Below are 18,857 nucleotides of genomic sequence, written 5' to 3'. Positions count from 1 at the left end.
GCCCTACTGGTCGGTGTTGTCGGGCCCGAGCTCCCAGGGAGCACGGACCGGGAAGTAGGCCTGCAGGAACCGGGAGACCGCTGTCAGGTCGTAGGGCGCGGCGACGGAGTTGAGGCAGAACACGTCGTGATAGCGCAGCCGCAGGAGCGAGTCGAGTGCCCGGGCGAAGTGTGGCGAGTCGAGGTCGACATAGCGGTAGCGGATCGTCCCCGGCACCACCTGACCGGTGGCGAGGCCGTACGTGTGATGCAGGCCGCCGGACACGGTGATGTCGGCCCTCGAGCGGAACCGCGCGCCGGAGGTCTGGGCGAACTCGTCGCCGAAGTGCCTCTCCAGCTCGGCCACCAGTGACCGGCGCAGGGCCTGTGGAGTGTGCTGGTATTTGTAGGACAGCTCCCGTCCGGTGACTCGCGCCACCAGGCGGCGGTTGTTCTTCCCGGAGGCGTCTGGCGCAAGGTCGCCGGGGGCCGGCTCACCGGGCGCGATGGCGGCGTTCGACAAGAAGGCCTTCGGTGTCCCGTCGGGGAGGAAGAAGGACTCGGCCGAGACCGGGCGGCCGAGGAAGAAGTCGTCGTTGAAATACAGGTAGTGCTCGCTGAGACCGGCGATGCGGTGCAGGTTGGCCTCGATCGCCTGAGAGTTGAAGGTGGGCAGCTGGTTCGGGTCGGGCCAGATGTCGGTGTGGTCGACGACGGTGACCTGCGGATGCTCGGCCAGCCAGGGTGGCCGCTGCCCTGCGGTGACCAGCCAGATATGGCGGACCCACGGTGCGAACTCGGCGACCGAGCGCAGGCTGTAGCGGAGCTCGTCGGACTGCTGGAACCGGGCACCCGCGGTGGCGGCGGTGGTGAGGTTGGCGCCGTGGGGCGTTCGGGCGTATCGACGCCGCCACGCGGGATCGGCCGCGTCGACCCAGGTGTAGACCGCATCGACGTCGAACTCCACCAGCGGGGCGGGTGGTGGCACCGGCCCGAAGGCGACCTCCACGCCGGCGTCGATGCCGAGCGCCCGCGTTCCGTCATTGCTGCGGGCCCGGTCCGTGACCAGCCATCGCTCGCCGCCCGGGGCCGGGTACGAGCGGAGGTTGAGCGGTACGGACAACGCGGCAGGCGCGAACGCGGCCTCGACGAACTCGTCGCCGAACACGACTGCTGCCGCTCGCCGGACCACGATGGCGCCGAGGGTGGCGTCCCCGACCTGCTGGACCTGCAGGGCGGGATGGAAGGCCCGCAGGGCCCGGAGGGCCTGCCAGCTCGGTCCCCGCTGAGCTGGCGCCACCTGCAGCACCGGACGGGCGGCCCAGGGGAGCGGCTGCATGCCGACGTCGACGCCGGCGCTGGTCAACGCGCGATGGACGCTGCGCAGCCAGCGGTCACGATGCTGGTCGAACCGGAGATGGCCACCGTTCCTGCGGTTGCGCGAGCCGGCTGGGTCTGTTCGCCCGAGCGGCGCCGGCGGGCGAGTACCACGGCTCATCACCCGCAGCGCGAGCTCCCGCATCCCGCCGCGGACCCGACGCGCCGGGGCAGACCAGATCGCGACACCGCGCGACATCGGGCGGAGCTTCACGGGGGGTCTGGTCATGAGACTGGACAACCGTTCCGGGAGATCGGTTCTCCACCCTAATAGCCGATCGGCGGAGCGAGGCCGAATTGGGAAAGGTGTGTCAGGGGAGCCAGGCAGTGCGGGTCAGGGGGTCAGAGAGCGGGTTGTGGCTGGCGCGGGCTCGGCGAGACCGGGCCGGGTCCGTACGCACAGGGCGGCCACGATCAGCAGCACCCCGACGACGAGGATGCCCGAGAAGCCGGCGGTGGCGTCCCAACGGTCGATCAGCTGGCCGAGCCCCGCCGCGCCCGCGGCGACCCCGGCCGACATGCCGGTCGACGTCCAGCCGAGGGCCTCGGTCAGCCGGTCAGCAGGGACGGCCTCCTGGGTCACCGCGACGGAGGCGATCAAGGTCGGCGCAATGGTCAGCCCGCTGAGGACCAACAAGCCGGCCACCACCATCGGGCTCGACGCGAACGGCAGCGGCAGCATCGACAGGGCCAGCAGCACGGCTCCGATCCGGAAGCGGCGCTCCGGGGATGACCGCCAGGCAATGGTCCCGGTGACCAGGCCCGCGACCAGCGACCCAGCGGCCCAGGCCATCACGATGAAGCCGGCGTACGGCAAGATGCCGGCCTCCGTGGCGAAGGCCACCACGACCACCTCCATGCCACCGAAGAGTGCCCCGAGGCAGCCGCAGGCCACCACGATCGGCACCAGCAGCCACCCCGACAGCGGTGTGCTGGGCTGATGGTCGTCGCCGGGTCGACGGACCGGCGGTTGGGTCGAACGCTGGGACGCCAACGCGAACGCGCCGGCCAGCCCGAGCACGATGCAGGTCAGCAGCCCGAATGCGGGATGGAGGCTGGTGGCCAGGAAGGTCGCCAGCACCGGTCCGACGATGAAGACCACCTCGTCGAACACCGCCTCCAGGGCGTACGCGGTCTGCAGCTGCGGGCGACCACGCAGTCGGTGGCTCCAGCGAGCGCGGACCGAGGACCCGGCCGAGGAGAACCCGAGCCCGACTCCCACCGCGGGAACCAGCGTGACCCACAGCGGCATTCCGGCCACCACGGCGACCACCAGCAGCCCCAGGCTGAGATTGCACAGAACCGCGGCCGTGACCAGCACCCGGGCCTGCCCGACCCGGTCCATCATCCGGCCCCAGAACGGCGCGGCGACCGCGCCGGCGATGGTGGCGGCGCCGGAGATGATGCCCGCCCGGCCGAAGGAGCCCGTGGTCATCGAGACCAGCAGCACGATCCCGAGGCCGGTCATCGACATCGGCATCCGAGCCACCAGCCCGGCGAGGCTGAAGGCTCGCGCCTGCCGGTCCACCAGCACCTGCCGATAGGCGCCAAGGCCGCCAGCCACGGATTTCCTCCTGTTTGCTTAGATCGAGGGATGAACAAGACGACGAACTCCGCCGAGCAGCCTCCGATCCACCCGCGGGCCGACCTGGCCCCGTACGACGCGGTGGTGCTGGTCTCGTTCGGTGGCCCGGAGCGACCCGAGGACGTCGTCCCGTTCTTGGAGAACGTCACCCGTGGTCGGGGCATTCCGCGGGAGCGGCTGGCCCAGGTGGGGGAGCACTATTTCCTGTTCGGCGGCCGGAGCCCGATCAACGACCAGTGTCGCATGCTCCTCGGCGCCCTCCGGGCCGAGTTCGACGAGCACGGCATCGACGTCCCGCTCTACTGGGGCAACCGCAACTGGGAGCCGTACCTGGGCGACACCTTCGCCCAGATGGAGGCCGACGGGCACCGCCGGGTGCTCGCGGTGATGACCAGTGCCTACCCGTCGTACTCCTCGTGTCGGCAGTATCGGGAGAACCTCTACGACGCCGCCGACGGCACCGCGCTGCAGGTGGACCGGCTCCGGCACTACGCCCACCACCCGGGCTTCGTCACCGCATCGGTCGACGCGACCCTGGCCGCCGTGGAGTCGCTCGGCGATGACGCCGTGAACGCGCGGCTGCTCTTCGTCACCCACTCCATCCCGACCGCGATGGCCGAGGCGGCTGGACCGCCGCCGAAGAGCCCCGAGGGTGGCTATGTCGACTGGCACCGGGCTGTGCTGGCGGAGGTCACGCGCCAGGTCAGCGAGCGGCGCGGAGCCGCCCTCGAGGCCGAGCTCGTCTACTGCTCACGGTCCGGTCCGCCGAACCAGCCGTGGCTGGAGCCCGACGTCAACGACCGGATGTCGGAACTGGCCGACGAGGGGGTGCGCGCGGTGGTCGCGGTGCCGATCGGGTTCATCTCCGACCACATGGAGGTCATCTACGACCTGGACACCGAGGCCGCGGCGACCGCCAGCAGCCTCGGGCTCGCGTTCGCCCGGGCGGACACCGCCGGGGTGCACCCGGCCTTTGTGGCCGGCCTGGTCGATCTGATGGCCGAACGTGCCGCGGTGGCCAGAGACGAGTCGGTCGTTCCCGCGGTGATCAACGGTGGCACCGTGGGGCGCTACGAGTGCCTGCCTGACTGCTGCCTCAACCTGCGCCAGCCGGACCGGCCCGCTCTGTGCCAGGTCCGTCCGGCCTGACGCTGAGCGTCAGCTCCGTCCGGCCTGACGCTGAGAGTCAGCGGGCGGGTCCGGCGGTGGGGCGAGGCGTGCCCAGCGCGGCCGCGGCCTGCCGCCCGGCCTCGACCAGCCAGCGCTGCGGCGACTCCATCGCCGCGGCGACGGACCCGGCCAGGTCGACCAGCGACCGGGTCCAGACGCCCGGCACCGAACCGGCCACCTGGCCCGCCACCACCCCACGCCGGGCGCCGGGGGCACCGGGCAGGCCGAGTACATGTCCGACGACCTTGCCCACCAGCGACGTCTCGTCGAACCGGCCCTCACCACTGAGCAGCACGTCCGCCGTCGCAGCCGCCGCATCCAGGCCGGTGAGGGCGGAGACGTAGCCGGCACCCGGCACCAGCTGCCCGCCGAGGCCGACCACCAGCCCGTACCCACAGCCACCCGCGGCGCCCATCCCGGGCAGGTCGGTCGGGCCGCCGAGCACCTGTGCCCAGCGGGCCAGGGCCGCGTCCAGCACCGCCACGTCTGCAGCAGAGGCGCCCTTCTGCGGCCCGAACACCGCAGCGGCACCGCTGGGGCCGAGCAGCGGCGAGCGTACGTCGGTCAGCACGGTCAGCGATTCGGCTCGGCGCGCCGTTCCGGACACTGAGGCCAGGTCCGCGAGCGCGGCACCGCCAGGGGGCAGGGGAGCGCCGTCGGCGTCCAGCAGCTGCAGTCCCAGCGCGGTCAGCAGACCCGCGCCGCCGTCGGTGGAGGCGGAGCCACCGAGGCCAACGACCACCGACGTGACCCCGTGGTCCAGCGCGTCAGCGATCACCTGTCCGAGCCCGAGGGTGGTCGCGCCGCGAGGGTCGAGCGAGGTCATCAACGGCAGTCCCGACATCTGGGCCAGCTCGATCACCGCGGTGCCGTCGGTCAGCTCCAGCCAGCAGCCGGTCACCGGTGTCAGGTCCGGACCAGCCACGTCGGCCACCCAGTGGCGGACCGAGCCGGCCCGGGCGCTCTCCACCGCCTCGACGGTGCCCTCGCCGCCGTCCGCCTGGGGCAGCAGCCGCAGGGCATCGCCGGGTCGGATCTGGTGCCAGCCCTCGGCCAATGCAGCCGCCACCGCGGCCGCACCGAGCGTTCCCTTGAACGAGTCGGGTGAGATGATCACCGACAACTCTGACAAAGCGGTCTCCTTTTAGTTAGAGTCACTCTAGACAGCGAGGGTGACCCGGGGCGACGGCAGACGGTCCGACGTGAAACACTGCGGCCGCGAGCCCGATCGTGGACCCTCTCCCAAGGAGCAACCGTGAACCGACCTTCGACCAGCAGCAGCCCCTTCGGCGAGCCCGATTCTCACACAGCTGCGCAGCCGAGCGATCCGGCTGCCTCGGCAGAGCCGAGCGATTCGGCTGCCTCGGCGCAGCCGAGCGATTCGGCTGCCTCGGCAGAGCCGAGCGGTTCCCTCTGGCATGACCTCGAGGCGTACGCGGCCGCGCCGCGCCTGGGTGGTCTGGTGCTCGGGCCCGACGACCGGCTGCTGGTCTCGGTCTCCGCCATCGATCACACCCAGACCACGTACAAGTCGTCGTGGTGGAGCGTCGACCCGTCCGGCGAGCAGCCGGCACGACGGCAGACCCGCTCGGTCGAGGGCGAGGCGGCAGCGGCCTTCCTGCCCGACGGGAGCCTGTTGTTCACCTCCAAGCGCGCTGTCCCGCCGGCCGGGATGGAGCCGGACAGCGACGAGAGCACCAGCGCCGTGTGGTGCTTGCCCGCGGGCGGCGGGGAGGCGTACGTGGTGGCACGGCGCTCCGGCGGCTGGCAGGGGATCAGCACCGCCCGTCTGAGCGACACGGCAGTCTTCACCGTCGGGATGCACGCCCAGACCAAGGACGAGGCCCAGGACGCGGCCCAGCGCGCACTGCGCAAGAAGAAGAAGGTCGCGGCGATCCTGCATGAGGGATATCCGGTCAGGTTCTGGGACCACGACCTCGGGCCGGAGGAGACCCGACTGCTGGTCGGCGACCTGACCGAGGTCGACGGCGAGCGCTCGGTCGCCGCCGCGGACCTGACCAACCTGGTGCCGGACGCCGCCCGCCATCTCGGTGGACCGCCGTCACTGTCCGCCGACGGCCGGTTCGCGGTCCTTGACTGGCTGGACCCGCGCAGTGGCGGCGAGACGGTGTCATCGGTGGCGGTGATCGACGTCACCTCCGGCGCCCGCGACCTGCTCGCGGTCGCCAGCGAGGAGCATGAGTTCAGCGGCGCCGTGATCTCCGACGACGGTCGCCTGGTGGTCTGCGTCCGCGAGCGCCGCTCGACGGCCGACACCGCCGGCGACTCGAAGCTCTGGCTGGTCGAGCGCCGGTCCGGGGCCGGGCGACCGCTGGCGAACGACTGGGACGCCTGGCCCGAGCCGGTGGCCTTCTCCCGGGACAACGCGACCCTCTATGTCACCGCCGACGAGAACGGACATCGCCCGGTGTTCGCGGTCGACCTGGCCACCGGTGAGCGACGACGACTGACGCAGGAGGGGGCGCACAGCTCGGTCAGGTTGTCCGCCGACGGCTCGACCCTCTTCGCGGTTCGCAGCTCCTATCTCGACCCCGGCTCCGTCGTAGCGATCGACGTCGCCGAGGCGAGCAGCCGGACGCTCCGCGCGCCGGTGGACTACCCCGAGCTGCCTGGCACCCTGACCGACGTGGAGACGACCACCGACGACGGCGTCCGGGTGCGGGGTTTCCTGCTGCTGCCCGAGGGCGCGTCCGCCGATGCACCGGCACCCCTGCTGCTGTGGATCCACGGCGGGCCGTTGAGCTCGTGGAACTCCTGGTCGTGGCGGTGGTGCCCGTGGCTGATGGTGGCGCGCGGCTATGCCGTGCTGCTGCCTGACCCCGCCCTGTCCACCGGCTACGGGCTGGACTTCATCCAACGGGGCTGGGGCGCCTGGGGCGCGGCGCCGTACACCGATCTGATGGCGATCACCGACGCGGTGGAGCAGCGCGACGACATCGACGAGACGACCACCGCGGCGATGGGCGGCTCGTTCGGCGGCTACATGGCGAACTGGGTGGCCGGGCACACCGATCGGTTCTCCGCCATCGTCACGCACGCCAGCCTGTGGAACCTCGAGTCGTTCGGTCCGACCACCGACGCGTCCTGGTATTGGTCACGAGAGCTGTCGCCGCAGATGCAGGTCGAGCACTCGCCGCACCGCTACGCCGACCAGATCACCACCCCGATGCTGGTCATCCATGGCGACAAGGACTATCGGGTCCCCATCTCGGAAGGGCTGGCCCTGTGGTGGGCCCTGGTCTCCGGCTTCGACGGCGCCCCCGAGGAGCTGCCGCACAAGTTCTTGTACTACCCCGACGAGAACCACTGGGTGCTCACGCCCCAGCACTCGATCGTCTGGTACGAGACGGTTCTGGCCTTCCTCGACGTGCACCTGCGCGGGGGGAATTTTGTTCGGCCGGAGGCGTTATAGGCAGCGCCGAGGGTACTACCGACACGAGATGTGATATGTATGCCCACTGCCTCAGACAGTGACATCTGGGATTACTACCCGGGAAGGGAAAGATGGCGACCGATTACGACGCCCCACGCAAGACCGAAGAAGAGCTGAACGAAGACAGCATCGAGGAGCTGAAGACCCGCCGGAACGACAAGAACTCCGGCAAGGTCGATGAGGACGAGGCGGAGGCCGCAGAGGCCTTCGAGCTGCCCGGGGCGGACCTCTCGCACGAAGAGCTCACCGTACGGGTGCTGCCGCGCCAGTCCGACGAGTTCACCTGTGCCGGCTGCTTCCTCGTCCGTCACCGCAGCCAGATCGCCGAGGAGCGCAAGAACGGCGACGCCTTCTGCTACGACTGCGCCGGCTGACCGCTGCGCAGTGCGCGGGGACACCCCGCGCCACCCCACTCCGACGCGAACCTCTTCCGTCCCGTGCCAGCCGGCACGGGACGGTCGTGCGTTCCAGGGCGGTGACGTGGACCGCGGGCCGGGCGTCCTGGGCGTCGGCCGCCGGCAGCCACGCCTCTAGAGTGGGTCGCATGCATTATCGCGAACGGCTGTCGGTGCCGGTGATGTGGTGGGTGCTCAACGTGCTCTTCGCCGCATCGTTGTTCCTCGCCTTCGGCTTCTACCTCGGCTTCGAAGCCGGGGCCGTGGTCGGGCTGGCCACCTTCGCTCTGACCACCGCCGCGTTCGCCAACTTCGCCGTGGTGATCCGGGTGACCGACTCCGAGCTGCACGTCGGCCGGGCCCACATCGAGCTGCGCTATCTGGCGGGCGCGACGGCCCTCGACCCGGAGGCCGCCCGAGAGCGCGGCGGCCCTCGGGCGGACGTCCGTGCCTACCTGGTGCTGCGGCCCTACCTGGACCGGGCGGTGGAGGTCACCCTCGACGACCCGGTCGATCCGGTGCCGTACTGGCTGGTGAGCAGCCGTCGTCCGGTCGAGCTGGCCGCCGCCCTGAACGCGCGGATGACGCGCCGCCCGCCGGTTGCCGCCGAGCCGGAGCACCCGGCCCCGCACCCCCCGGCCCCACACACCCAGGCCCCACACACCCCAGTCAGCCCGCGATGAGCCGTCCCGACCCCCTGTCCGTGCCGCTTCAGCGGCTCGATCCCGACCTGGCCGAGCCGGCGTACGCCCATCCCGGCGATGCCGGCGCCGACCTGCGCTGCACCGAGGACTTCGTCCTGGAGCCTGGCGAACGACGCCTCGTCGGCACCGGGGTGGCCATCGCCCTCCCCGACGGATACGTCGGTCTGGTGCACCCCCGCTCCGGGCTGGCTGCCCGGCACGGCATCACCGTGGTCAACGCCCCCGGCACCGTGGACGCCGGCTACCGCGGCGAGATCAAGGTGTGCCTGCTCAACACCGATCGGAGCCAGCCGGTCACCTTCAGCCGGGGCGACCGGATCGCGCAGCTGGTGGTGCAGCCGGTCGTGTCTGTGCAGTTCGTCGCCGTGCCACAATTGCCCGACTCCGCCCGCGGGATTGGCGGGCACGGGTCCACCGGGGGAATACTGGGCCACTCAGCCGCAGCCACCCCAGATCTCGAGGCAGGATGACTATGCAGGTGCGACGCGATCACCGGCCCGTCGGGCAGGGGACGTCATGATCTTTCGACGGGGCAAGAAGAACGTCGAGGAGCCCACCGAGCTCGACGAGGTCGAGGCCGACGAGGTCGAGTCCGATCGCGGTGCTGTGGCCGCGGCGGCGGACGAGGACGCGGCCCTGATCCCCGACGAGTCGAGCACCGACGAGTTGAGCACCGATGAGTCGGGTGCCGGCGTCGAGCCGGAGCTGGACGTCGAAGACCTGGACGCCCGGGAGTGGCGGATGGACGGACCCTGGGACGTGTCCGAGGTCGACCTCGACGTCGAGGCCGACGAGACCGCACCGCGGATCGACCTCGGCGCCATGGTGCTCACCGGTTTCGCGGGAGCGGAGCTGCGGCTGCAGGTCGCCGAGGAGTCGCAGCAGATCATCTCCGCCATGCTGATCAGCGGGGACTCCGCGATCGAGCTCGGGGCGTACGCCGCCCCCCGCAGCGGTGGCCTGTGGTCGGAGCTGCGCGACGAGATGATCGAGAACGCGACCGAGGCCGGTGGCTCCGCATCGATCGTGGAGGGTCCGTTCGGGGTGGAGCTGCGCCGGCTGCTGCCGGTCCAGACCCCCGACGGGGAACAGGGTTATCAGCCGTCGAGGATGTGGGTGGCGGAGGGACCCCGATGGCTGTTGCGTGGCATCGTCTATGGCCAGGCGGCACTCGAGGACGGGTTGGAGTCACCGGTGGCCGAGATGCTGACCGCCTTCCGCAACGTCGTGGTGCGCCGCGGCGACGAGGCGATGGCGCCCGGCGACCTGCTGCCGCTCGTCATGCCGCAGAACCTGACGCCGGCCGAGCCCGCGGCTGACGAGTGATGTCCGCCGACGGCTGTTCGATCTCGCGGTCACACCTTGACTGCGGTGCCATGCTTGAGACCAGGAGTTGATGATTGTGTCCAAGCCGATGGGACGACTGCAGCAGGCGCTGCGCCGGATGGCGTCGTCCAACGCGGAACTCGAGTCCGAGGACCTGCAACGTACGGTGCGTGAGTCCGGCGCCGTACCGATCCGTACCTGTGAGGACCGGCAGCAGGTGAGCCTGACGGGCACCATCGCCACCGTCACGATCAGCCCCCGCGCGGGTCATCCCGCGCTGGAGGTCGAGCTGCGCGATGGCTCCGGCGCCGTCACCTTGGTCTGGCTGGGCCGGCGCGAGATCGACGGCATCGAGTGCGGGCGGTCGATCATGGTCACCGGCCGGATCAGCTGTCAGGAGGGCCGACGGCTGATGTACAACCCGCGCTACGAGCTGTTCCAGGCGTCGTCGTCTTGAGTTCCCCGGTCGGTCCCGTGCCGGCCCCCGGCACTGACCAGCCGGGCGCCGATCCGCAGCAGTTCCGCTATGTCGAGGACTTCGTCCGCTATCAGCTCTCGACCACCCTCGGTGGCGCGCGCGGGATGCTCGAGTCGGCACTGCCGTTCATCGGGTTCACCATTGCCTGGGTCGTCGGTCGCCAGCTCTACCCGGCTCTGGGGGCCGCGCTCGGGGTGGCCCTGCTGCTCGGCGTCGTCCGGGTGGTCCAGAAGCAGTCGGTGAAGTACGTGGTCCAAGCGATCATCCCGACCGCCATCGCGGCCGTGATCGCCTCCCGGACGGGTCGGGCCGAGGACATCTTCCTCCCCGGCATCCTCTACAACGGCGCCCTGGCCGTGGTGTCCGCCTTCACCATCGTCATCCGCAAGCCACTGGTCGGTTTTCTCATCGGCTCCGCCATCGGCGATCCCACCGGCTGGACCGCGGACCGTGGCCTGGTCCGGATGACCAGCAAGCTGACCGCCGTGATCGCGGTGCCGTACCTGCTGCGCTTCGTCATCCAGCTGCCGCTGTTCCTGTCGGGTTCGGTGGTCGCGCTGGCCGTCGCCAAGGTCGTCCTCGGCTGGCCGCTGCTGCTCGCCGCACTGTTCGTGATCGGTCTGCTGCTGTCCAAGGGCAAGACGCCGATGGAGGACTCCGCGTACGCCCGTTCGCTGGGCGCGACCGGCGCGGTCGACGACGTGGCCGACCGGAGCCAGACCCGCGGGGCCTGACTAGCCCAGACCGGGCGACTGCACCCGCTGGGTCGGAGTGGTTGACATCGTGATCGGCGTCCGCGGCGCGAGCAGGTTGGCCAGCTCGTCCTCGAAGTCCTGCGCGGTGATGAAGAGCAGCTCGTCACGCCCCTCGAGCGAACCGTCAGGGTCCGGAGCGTGAGCGTGGCCGTCGCGGATGATCGCCACCAGAACCACGTCTCCTGGCCAGTTCATGTCGCCGATCCGCCCGCCCACACAAGGGCTGTCCACCGGCAGTGTCATCTCCACCAGGTTGGCCTCACCCTCGTGGAAGGTCAGCAGCCGGACCAGGTCGCCGACCGTCACCGCCTCCTCGACCAGCGCGCTCATCAGCCGCGGCGTGGACACGGCGACGTCGACACCCCACACCTCGTTGAACAGCCACTCGTTCTTGGGGTGGTTCACCCGGGCCACCGTCCGCGGCACGCCGAACTCCGTCTTGGTCAGCAGCGAGATGACCAGGTTGGCCTTGTCGTCGCCGGTGGCGGCGATGGCCACATCGCAGCTGTCGATCCCCGCCTCCTCGAGCGAGGACAGCTCACAGGCGTCGGCCAGCAGCCACTCCGCCTCCGGCAGCGTGCTCGACTTGATGGCCCGGGGGTCACGGTCGATCAGCAGGATCTCGTGCCCGTTCTCCAACAGCTCGGCCGCGATCGAACGGCCGACGTTGCCGGCTCCGGCAATGGCAACGCGCATCGTCAGTCTCCCTGAGGTGGTTCGCCGAGAATGGACTCGACGTCGGCGAGCCGAGCGTCGGTGACGGCGGCGTACACCAGGTCGCCGTCTTGGAACAGCGTCCTGCGTGCGGGCACCATGCCGGTGCCGAGCCGGAACAGGAACGGCACCCGGGCGCCGGTGGCTTCCTCCATCGAGTCGATGGTCCGCCCGACCCAGGCCCGATGCACGTGCACCTCCATCAGCCGGACCGACCCGGAGGGGTCACGCCACTGTGGCTCGGATCCGGCCGGCAGCAGCCGGCGCATCACCTGGTCCGCAGTCCAGCGAACCGTCGCCACGGTCGGGATACCCAGCCGCTCGTAGACCTCGGCCCGGCCCGGGTCATAGATCCTGGCCACGACGTTGTGCACGTCGAAGGTCTCCCGCACCACCCGGGCCGACAAGATGTTGGAGTTGTCGCCGCTGGAGACGGCGGCGAACGCCTCAGCCTCCTCGATGCCCGCCTCCAGCAGCACCTCGCGGTCGAAGCCCATGCCCTTGACGGTGCGCCCGTTGAAGTCCGGCCCCAGTCGGCGGAAGGCGTCGGTGTTGACGTCGATCACCGCCACCGTGTGACCACGGCGCTCGAGGCCACGCGCCAGACTTGATCCGACGCGGCCGCAGCCCATGATCACGATGTGCACGGGCAAAAACCTAGCAGTGTCGGGGCCGGTAGGGCCCCGGCGCGGCGGTACGGGCCCGGGCGGCCAGCGGAGTCGTGGTGAACCGATGACCTAGAGTGTCAAGACGTGAGCCTGTCCGATGTCGGCAAGCGGCTGCTGATCGGCCGGAAGCTGCGTAGTGCCCAGCTGGGCGAGACGCTGCTCCCCAAGCGGATCGCGCTGCCGGTGTTCGCCTCCGACGCGTTGTCGTCGGTGGCCTACGCTCCCGACGAGATCTTGCTGACGTTGTCGCTGGCCGGGCTCGCCGGTTATGCGTTCTCCTGGAAGATCGCCATCCTGGTCGCCGTGGTCATGCTGGTCGTGGTCGCGTCGTACCGGCAGAACGTGCACGCCTACCCGTCCGGCGGTGGCGACTACGAGGTCGCCACCGTCAACCTGGGCCCCAACGCGGGACTGACCGTCGCCGCCGCTCTGCTGGTGGATTATGTGCTCACGGTGGCGGTGTCGATCTCGTCCGGGGTGCAGAACGCGAAGTCGGTGTTCCCGAGCATCGACGGCCACGAGGGTTGGATCGCCGCGCTGGCCGCACTGCTGCTGATGTCACTCAACCTGCGCGGGGTCCGCGAGTCCGGCACCTTCTTCGCCATCCCGACGTACTGCTTCATGGTGGGCATCCTCGGGATGGTGGGCTATGGGCTGTTCAGGATCTTCGTCCTCGGCGACGAGGTCCGCGCCCACAGCGCCCAGTTCGGGATCGAGGGCGACCCGCGCTACGCAGACTTCAGCGGCCTCCTGATGGTGGCGCTGCTGGCCAGGGCGTTCTCCTCAGGCTGTGCGGCGCTGACTGGGGTGGAGGCGATCTCCAACGGCGTGCCCGCCTTCCGCAAGCCGAAGAGCCGCAATGCCGCCACCACGTTGCTGCTGTTGGGCACCATCGCGGTGACCATGTTGATGGGCGTCGTCACGCTGGCCAACCAGACAGGTCTCAAGCTGATCGACAGCGGCCGGTCCTGGTACACCCTCAACGGCGAGCGGGTCGAGGTGGTCGAGGAGACGGCCATCGGGCAGCTGGCCCGGGCCGTGTTCTCCAACTTCCCGCCCGGCTTCTACTTCGTGGTCGCGGCCACCATGATCATCTTGTTCCTGGCCGCCAACACCGCCTTCAACGGCTTCCCGGTGCTCGGCTCGATCCTGGCCCGCGACGGCTATCTGCCGCGCCAGCTGCACACCCGCGGCGACCGGCTCGCGTTCAGCAACGGCATCTTGGTGCTCGCCTTCTTCGCGATCGTGCTGATCCTCGCCTTCGACGCTGACGTGACCGCGCTGATCCAGCTCTACGTGGTCGGCGTCTTCGTCTCCTTCACGGTCAGCCAGCTGGGCATGCTGCGGCACTGGACCCGGCTGCTGAAGACGGAGAGCAAACCCGCCAACCGCCGGCAGATGATTCGGTCACGGATCATCAACGGCGTCGGGCTGACCATGACCGGTGCGGTGCTGGTCATCGTGCTGCTGTCGAAGTTCGTCCAGGGCGCCTACATCGCCATCATCGCCATGGTGGCGCTGTTCGCCCTCATGAAGCTGATCCGACGGCATTACGACTCGGTGGCGCGCGAGACCGAGTGGGACCCGAGCGAACCGCGGATGTTGCCCAGCCGGGTGCACGCCATCGTCTTGGTCAGCAAGCTGCACAAGCCGACACTTCGAGCGCTCGCCTTCGCCAAGGCGTCGCGGCCGAGCGCCCTGGAGGCCGTCACGGTGGATGTCGACACGGAGGAGACCGAGCGGCTGGTCACCGACTGGCGCGAAGCCGGGATCGAGGTGCCGCTGAAGGTGGTGGCGTCGCCGTACCGGGAGGTGACCAACCCGATCCTGGCCTACGTGAAGAACATCCGCAGCGAGAGCCCGCGCGATGTGGTGACGGTCTACATCCCTGAGTACGTGGTCGGCCGCTGGTGGGAGCAGATCCTGCACAACCAGTCGGCGCTGCGGCTCAAGGGCCGGCTGCTGTTCACCCCCGGCGTGATGGTCACGTCGGTGCCGTACCTGCTGCAGTCCTCCCACAACGCCGTGCGCCGGATGCGGCGCGAGGACGCCTCCCGCGTCCGCCGGAACCGGGTATGACCAGCCCGGGGTCAAGGACCCGCCTCGGTCCGGTGCAGGTCGGGCCGGTGGCCCATGGCGGGCACTGTGTGGCCCGCCACGAGGGCCGAGTGATCTTCGTCCGGCATGCGCTGCCGGGGGAGTCGGTGATGCTGGAGGTGACGGACACCAGCCACGCCAGCTTCTGGCGCGCCGACGCCGTGGAGATCCTCGAGCCGAGCGTCGACCGGGTCCCGCCGCGATGCCCGGTGGCCGGTCCCGGACTGTGCGGCGGCTGCGACTTCCAGCACGTCAGCCTGGCCGGACAACGCCGGCTCAAGCAGCAGGTGGTGGCCGAGCAGCTCTCCCGGCTGGCCGGTCTGGACTGGACCGGCGAGGTCGAACAGGTCAGCACCCCACAGACCCGCGACGGCCTGAACTGGCGGACCCGGATGCGTTACCGAGTGGACGCCGACGGCCACGCCGGTCTGCTGGCCCACCGTTCCCACCACGTGGTCAGACTGCCGGAGCAGGGCTGCCCGATCGCCTCACCGCTGCTGCCCCCGGTGCACACCGATCGCTACCCGCCCGATGCCGAGCTTGTGGCCGCACCCGGCAGCCTGCTCGTCGACGGCCGGCGCACGGTGGGGGAGTCGGTGGTGGTGGAGCACGCCGCCGGCCGGGAGTGGCAGGTGGCGGCCGACGGGTTCTGGCAGGTTCACCCCGCCGCCGCTGACACCCTGGTCGCCGCCGTGCTGGACGGGCTCGACCCGCAACCCGGTGAGTCCGCCTTCGACCTCTACTGCGGGGTGGGCCTGTTCACTGGCGCGCTGGCCGACCGAGACTGCCGCGTCTGGGGAGTGGAGCAGGGCCGCCAGGCGATCACCACCGCCCGGCGCAACCTCGCCGACGTGGCCGACCGGGTCCGGTTCACCGCCGGCCGGGTGGACCGTGAGCTCGCCCGGATGCCCAAGCGCACCGATCTGGTGGTGCTGGACCCGCCGCGCAGCGGGGCCGGCAAGGCGGTGCTGCAGGCGGTGGCCGCCCGGGCGCCCCGCGCCGTGGCCTACGTCGCCTGCGACCCGGCGGCGCTGGCGCGCGACCTGAAGACCGCCGCCGGTCTGGGCTATGCCCCGGTGTCGATCCGTTCCTTCGACCTGTTTCCGATGACCCAGCACGTCGAGTGTGTCGCGATCCTCGTGCACACCGCCGGGTAACGGTGATATCTTGATGTCGAGAGAGTTTGCATCCGACGACCCCCGGAGATAATCAGATGAGCGTGAGCAGTGCCAGTGTCAACAGCTTCGATGCCAAGGCCACCTTGCAGGTCAACGACGAGTCCTACGAGATCTTCCGCCTCGACGCTGTGGAGGGTGCCGACGCTCTCCCGTACAGCCTGAAGGTGCTGTTGGAGAACCTGCTGCGCACCGAGGACGGCGCCAACATCACCGCCGACGACATCCGCGGGCTGGCGCAGTGGGACCCGCAGGCCGAGCCGAGCCGGGAGATCCAGTTCACCCCCGCCCGGGTGATCATGCAGGACTTCACCGGCGTGCCGTGCGTCGTCGACCTCGCCACCATGCGCGAGGCGATGGCCGACATGGGCGGCGACCCGACCAAGATCAACCCACTGGCGCCCGCCGAGATGGTGATCGACCACTCGGTGATCGCCGACGTCTTCGGCACCGCTGACGCGTTCACCCGCAACGTGGAGATCGAGTACGGCCGCAACCGCGAGCGCTACCAGTTCCTGCGCTGGGGTCAGACTGCCTTCGACGACTTCAAGGTCGTCCCCCCGGGCACCGGCATCGTCCACCAGGTCAACATCGAGCACCTCGCCCGGGTGATCTTCCCGCGGACCGTGGACGGCGTCCTCCAGGCCTACCCCGACACCTGCGTCGGCACCGACTCGCACACCACCATGGTCAACGGCCTCGGTGTCGTCGGCTGGGGTGTGGGCGGCATCGAGGCGGAGGCGGCCATGCTGGGCCAGCCGGTCTCCATGTTGATCCCGCGGGTCGTCGGCTTCAAGCTCTCCGGCGCGCTGCCCGAGGGTGCGACCGCCACCGACCTGGTGCTCACCATCACCGAGATGCTGCGCAAGCACGGCGTGGTCGGCAAGTTCGTCGAGTTCTACGGACCCGGCGTGTCTGCTGTGCCGCTGGCCAACCGGGCGACCATCGGCAACATGAGCCCGGAGTACGGCTCCACCATCGCCGTCTTCCCGATCGACTCCAAGACCACCGACTACCTCCGGCTCACCGGCCGCAGCGAGCAGCAGATCGCCCTGGTCGAGGCGTACGCACGCGAGCAGGGACTGTGGCACGACGACGAGCGGGAGGCGAAGTACTCCGAATACCTCGAGCTCGATCTGGCCACGGTGGTGCCGAGCATCGCCGGCCCGAAGCGGCCGCAGGACCGGGTGGTGCTGGCTCACGCGAAGCAGGGCTTCCGCGAGGCGCTGCGGGCCTACGTCAGTGACGATGCCGCCGCCGAAAGCTCTGCACAGGTGAGTGGTGGCGGTCAGGCCGACCCGGACCGCCGGATCGACGACGCCCCCAAGCTCAACGGCTACGACGAGTCGGTGGCGGAGTCCTTCCCGGCCTCCGACGCCCCCAGCCACAACGGTGGCGGCCGGTCCGAGTCGCCGCACGAGTTCGGCGAGGACGTACCCGCAGACATCGGCCGGCCGAGCAAGAAGACCCGGGTGAAGCTCGCGGACGGCCAGGAGTTCGAGATCGACCACGGTGCCGTCACCATCGCCGCGATCACCTCCTGCACCAACACCTCGAACCCGAGCGTGATGATCGGGGCGGCGCTGGTGGCCAAGAAGGCCGTCGAGCGTGGCCTCACCCGCAAGCCGTGGGTCAAGACCACGCTGGCTCCGGGGTCGAAGGTGGTCAGCGACTACTACGACCGCTCCGGCCTGACGCCGTACCTGGACAAGATGGGCTTCAACCTCGTCGGCTACGGCTGCACCACCTGCATCGGCAACTCCGGTCCGCTCATCCCCGAGGTCAGCGAAGCGGTCAACGCCAGCGACCTGGCCGTCGTCTCGGTGCTGTCGGGCAACCGCAACTTCGAGGGCCGGATCAACCCCGACATCAAGATGAACTACCTGGCCAGCCCGCCGTTGGTGGTGGCCTACGCGATCGCCGGCACGATGGACATCGACCTGCAGACCGACTCGCTGGGCAAGGACGAGGCCGGCAACGACGTCTACCTGGCCGACATCTGGCCGACCGAGGCGGAGATCGACGAGATCGTGGCGTCGGCGATCGGTGCGGAGATGTTCTCCGACTCCTACGCCGACGTGTTCGCCGGCGACTCGCAGTGGCAGTCGCTGCCGACCCCGGAGGGTCAGACGTTCGAGTGGGACAGCGAGTCGACCTACGTCCGCAAGCCCCCGTACTTCGACGGCATGCCGGCCGAGCCGACACCGGTCACCGACATCAGCGGCGCCCGGGTGCTGCTCAAGCTCGGCGACTCGATCACCACCGACCACATCAGCCCGGCCGGTGCGATCAAGGCCGACAGCCCGGCAGGGGCATACCTGACCGAGCACGGGGTCGAGCGTCGCGACTTCAACTCCTACGGTTCCCGCCGTGGCAACCACGAGGTGATGATCCGCGGCACGTTCGCCAACATCCGGCTGCGCAACCAGCTGGCGCCGGGCACCGAGGGTGGCTTCACCCGCGACTTCACCGCGCCCGACGCGCCGGTGTCGACGATCTACGAGGCGAGTGAGAACTACATCGCCGCGGGGACGCCGCTGGTGATCCTGTCCGGCAAGGAGTACGGCTCCGGCAGCTCGCGCGACTGGGCGGCCAAGGGCACGGCGCTGCTCGGCGTCAAGGCAGTGATCGCGGAGTCCTACGAGCGCATCCACCGCTCCAACCTGATCGGCATGGGTGTCCTCCCGCTGCAGTACCCCGACGGCCAGAACGCCGAGTCGCTGGGGCTGACCGGGGAGGAGACCTTCGAGATCACCGGGGTCACCGAGCTCAACGAGGGCCGCACGCCGCGGACCGTCCGGGTGAGCGCCGGGGACGTCAGCTTCGACGCCGTGGTGCGCATCGACACCCCGGGTGAGGCCGACTACTACCGCAACGGCGGCATCATGCAGTACGTCCTCCGCTCGCTGCTGAAGAAGTAGCCGCGGGCACTGGGGACTGATCACAGCACCGAACGCACGAGCCGGCTCGTCCGCCCCCGG

16 protein-coding genes are annotated in these 18,857 nt (G+C 70.1%); 11 read left to right on the top strand and 5 right to left on the bottom strand.

The features are described 5' to 3' along the window. Positions 1-3: 3 nt before the first annotated feature. Entirely contained in the window at positions 4-1,584 is a 1,581-nt protein-coding gene (locus tag AC1XX3_RS14655; protein WP_483321873.1) for a stealth family protein, read from the bottom strand. A gap of 105 nt (positions 1,585-1,689) precedes the next feature. Beyond that, entirely contained in the window at positions 1,690-2,919 is a 1,230-nt protein-coding gene (locus AC1XX3_RS14650) for an MFS transporter (RefSeq protein ID WP_483321872.1), read from the bottom strand. A gap of 30 nt (positions 2,920-2,949) precedes the next feature. Between AC1XX3_RS14650 and AC1XX3_RS14645 the strand changes: the two genes are divergently transcribed. Beyond that, on the top strand, positions 2,950-4,089 hold the full coding sequence (locus tag AC1XX3_RS14645) for a ferrochelatase (RefSeq protein WP_483321871.1): 1,140 nt from the start codon (positions 2,950-2,952) through the stop codon (positions 4,087-4,089). 37 nt (positions 4,090-4,126) lie between these two features. On the opposite strand, the gene AC1XX3_RS14640 is transcribed toward AC1XX3_RS14645, so the two are convergent. Continuing rightward, positions 4,127-5,242 carry a glycerate kinase gene (locus tag AC1XX3_RS14640; RefSeq protein ID WP_483321870.1) on the bottom strand — a complete coding sequence of 372 codons (1,116 nt, stop codon included), beginning with the start codon at positions 5,240-5,242 and terminating at the stop codon, positions 4,127-4,129. Positions 5,243-5,365: 123 nt separating this feature from the next. Here AC1XX3_RS14640 and AC1XX3_RS14635 point away from each other — a divergent pair, with 123 nt between their 5' ends. The 7 genes from AC1XX3_RS14635 (at position 5,366) to AC1XX3_RS14605 (ending at position 11,201) form a co-directional block, all read left to right on the top strand. Next, entirely contained in the window at positions 5,366-7,543 is a 2,178-nt protein-coding gene (locus AC1XX3_RS14635) for a S9 family peptidase (RefSeq protein ID WP_483321869.1), read from the top strand. 92 nt (positions 7,544-7,635) lie between these two features. Further along, entirely contained in the window at positions 7,636-7,938 is a 303-nt protein-coding gene (locus AC1XX3_RS14630) for a DUF4193 domain-containing protein (RefSeq protein WP_483321868.1), read from the top strand. 170 nt (positions 7,939-8,108) lie between these two features. Continuing rightward, complete coding sequence (locus tag AC1XX3_RS14625; RefSeq protein WP_483321867.1) at positions 8,109-8,642, top strand: DUF3093 domain-containing protein; 534 nt, start codon at positions 8,109-8,111, stop codon at positions 8,640-8,642. Next, the gene (gene dut / locus AC1XX3_RS14620) at positions 8,639-9,133 is read left to right on the top strand and encodes a dUTP diphosphatase (RefSeq protein WP_483321866.1); all 495 of its coding nucleotides are present in this window, start codon (positions 8,639-8,641) and stop codon (positions 9,131-9,133) included. The genes AC1XX3_RS14625 and dut overlap by 4 nt, the downstream gene beginning before the upstream one ends. Before the next feature lie 46 nt (positions 9,134-9,179). After that, on the top strand, positions 9,180-9,989 hold the full coding sequence (locus tag AC1XX3_RS14615; protein ID WP_483321865.1) for a DUF3710 domain-containing protein: 810 nt from the start codon (positions 9,180-9,182) through the stop codon (positions 9,987-9,989). A gap of 76 nt (positions 9,990-10,065) precedes the next feature. Next, entirely contained in the window at positions 10,066-10,446 is a 381-nt protein-coding gene (locus AC1XX3_RS14610) for an OB-fold nucleic acid binding domain-containing protein (protein WP_483321864.1), read from the top strand. Continuing rightward, on the top strand, positions 10,443-11,201 hold the full coding sequence (locus AC1XX3_RS14605; protein WP_483321863.1) for a DUF3159 domain-containing protein: 759 nt from the start codon (positions 10,443-10,445) through the stop codon (positions 11,199-11,201). The genes AC1XX3_RS14610 and AC1XX3_RS14605 overlap by 4 nt, the downstream gene beginning before the upstream one ends. Here AC1XX3_RS14605 and AC1XX3_RS14600 read toward each other — a convergent pair whose 3' ends face one another. Together AC1XX3_RS14600 and AC1XX3_RS14595 are read right to left on the bottom strand one after the other, a co-directional pair. Continuing rightward, entirely contained in the window at positions 11,202-11,918 is a 717-nt protein-coding gene (locus AC1XX3_RS14600) for a potassium channel family protein (RefSeq protein WP_483321862.1), read from the bottom strand. Between the two features lie 2 nt (positions 11,919-11,920). Further along, on the bottom strand, positions 11,921-12,568 hold the full coding sequence (locus AC1XX3_RS14595) for a potassium channel family protein (RefSeq protein WP_483322113.1): 648 nt from the start codon (positions 12,566-12,568) through the stop codon (positions 11,921-11,923). A 120-nt stretch (positions 12,569-12,688) separates the two neighbouring features. Here AC1XX3_RS14595 and AC1XX3_RS14590 point away from each other — a divergent pair, with 120 nt between their 5' ends. The 3 genes from AC1XX3_RS14590 (at position 12,689) to AC1XX3_RS14580 (ending at position 18,797) form a co-directional block, all read left to right on the top strand. After that, complete coding sequence (locus AC1XX3_RS14590) at positions 12,689-14,683, top strand: APC family permease (RefSeq protein WP_483321861.1); 1,995 nt, start codon at positions 12,689-12,691, stop codon at positions 14,681-14,683. Continuing rightward, positions 14,680-15,858, top strand: a complete 1,179-nt coding sequence (locus AC1XX3_RS14585) for a class I SAM-dependent RNA methyltransferase (RefSeq protein ID WP_483321860.1) — start codon at positions 14,680-14,682, stop codon at positions 15,856-15,858. The genes AC1XX3_RS14590 and AC1XX3_RS14585 overlap by 4 nt, the downstream gene beginning before the upstream one ends. Before the next feature lie 62 nt (positions 15,859-15,920). Then, positions 15,921-18,797: an aconitate hydratase gene (locus AC1XX3_RS14580; RefSeq protein ID WP_483321859.1), complete on the top strand. Its 2,877-nt coding sequence runs from the start codon at positions 15,921-15,923 to the stop codon at positions 18,795-18,797. Positions 18,798-18,857: the final 60 nt, after the last annotated feature.

Source organism: Microlunatus sp. M237 (assembly GCF_056896895.1).
This window is presented reverse-complemented; position numbering and strand designations above follow the sequence as displayed.

What these genes read in the sequence shown, in the direction of transcription:
- AC1XX3_RS14600 (WP_483321862.1), bottom strand. Translation starts at nt 11,918, where the DNA reads ATGCGCGTTGCCATTGCCGGAGCCGGCAACGTCGGCCGTTCGATCGCG.
- dut (WP_483321866.1), top strand. Translation starts at nt 8,639, where the DNA reads ATGAGCCGTCCCGACCCCCTGTCCGTGCCGCTTCAGCGGCTCGATCCC.
- AC1XX3_RS14585 (WP_483321860.1), top strand. Translation starts at nt 14,680, where the DNA reads ATGACCAGCCCGGGGTCAAGGACCCGCCTCGGTCCGGTGCAGGTCGGG.
- AC1XX3_RS14595 (WP_483322113.1), bottom strand. Translation starts at nt 12,568, where the DNA reads ATGGGCTGCGGCCGCGTCGGATCAAGTCTGGCGCGTGGCCTCGAGCGC.
- AC1XX3_RS14630 (WP_483321868.1), top strand. Translation starts at nt 7,636, where the DNA reads ATGGCGACCGATTACGACGCCCCACGCAAGACCGAAGAAGAGCTGAAC.
- AC1XX3_RS14655 (WP_483321873.1), bottom strand. Translation starts at nt 1,584, where the DNA reads ATGACCAGACCCCCCGTGAAGCTCCGCCCGATGTCGCGCGGTGTCGCG.
- AC1XX3_RS14625 (WP_483321867.1), top strand. Translation starts at nt 8,109, where the DNA reads ATGCATTATCGCGAACGGCTGTCGGTGCCGGTGATGTGGTGGGTGCTC.
- AC1XX3_RS14615 (WP_483321865.1), top strand. Translation starts at nt 9,180, where the DNA reads ATGATCTTTCGACGGGGCAAGAAGAACGTCGAGGAGCCCACCGAGCTC.
- AC1XX3_RS14645 (WP_483321871.1), top strand. Translation starts at nt 2,950, where the DNA reads ATGAACAAGACGACGAACTCCGCCGAGCAGCCTCCGATCCACCCGCGG.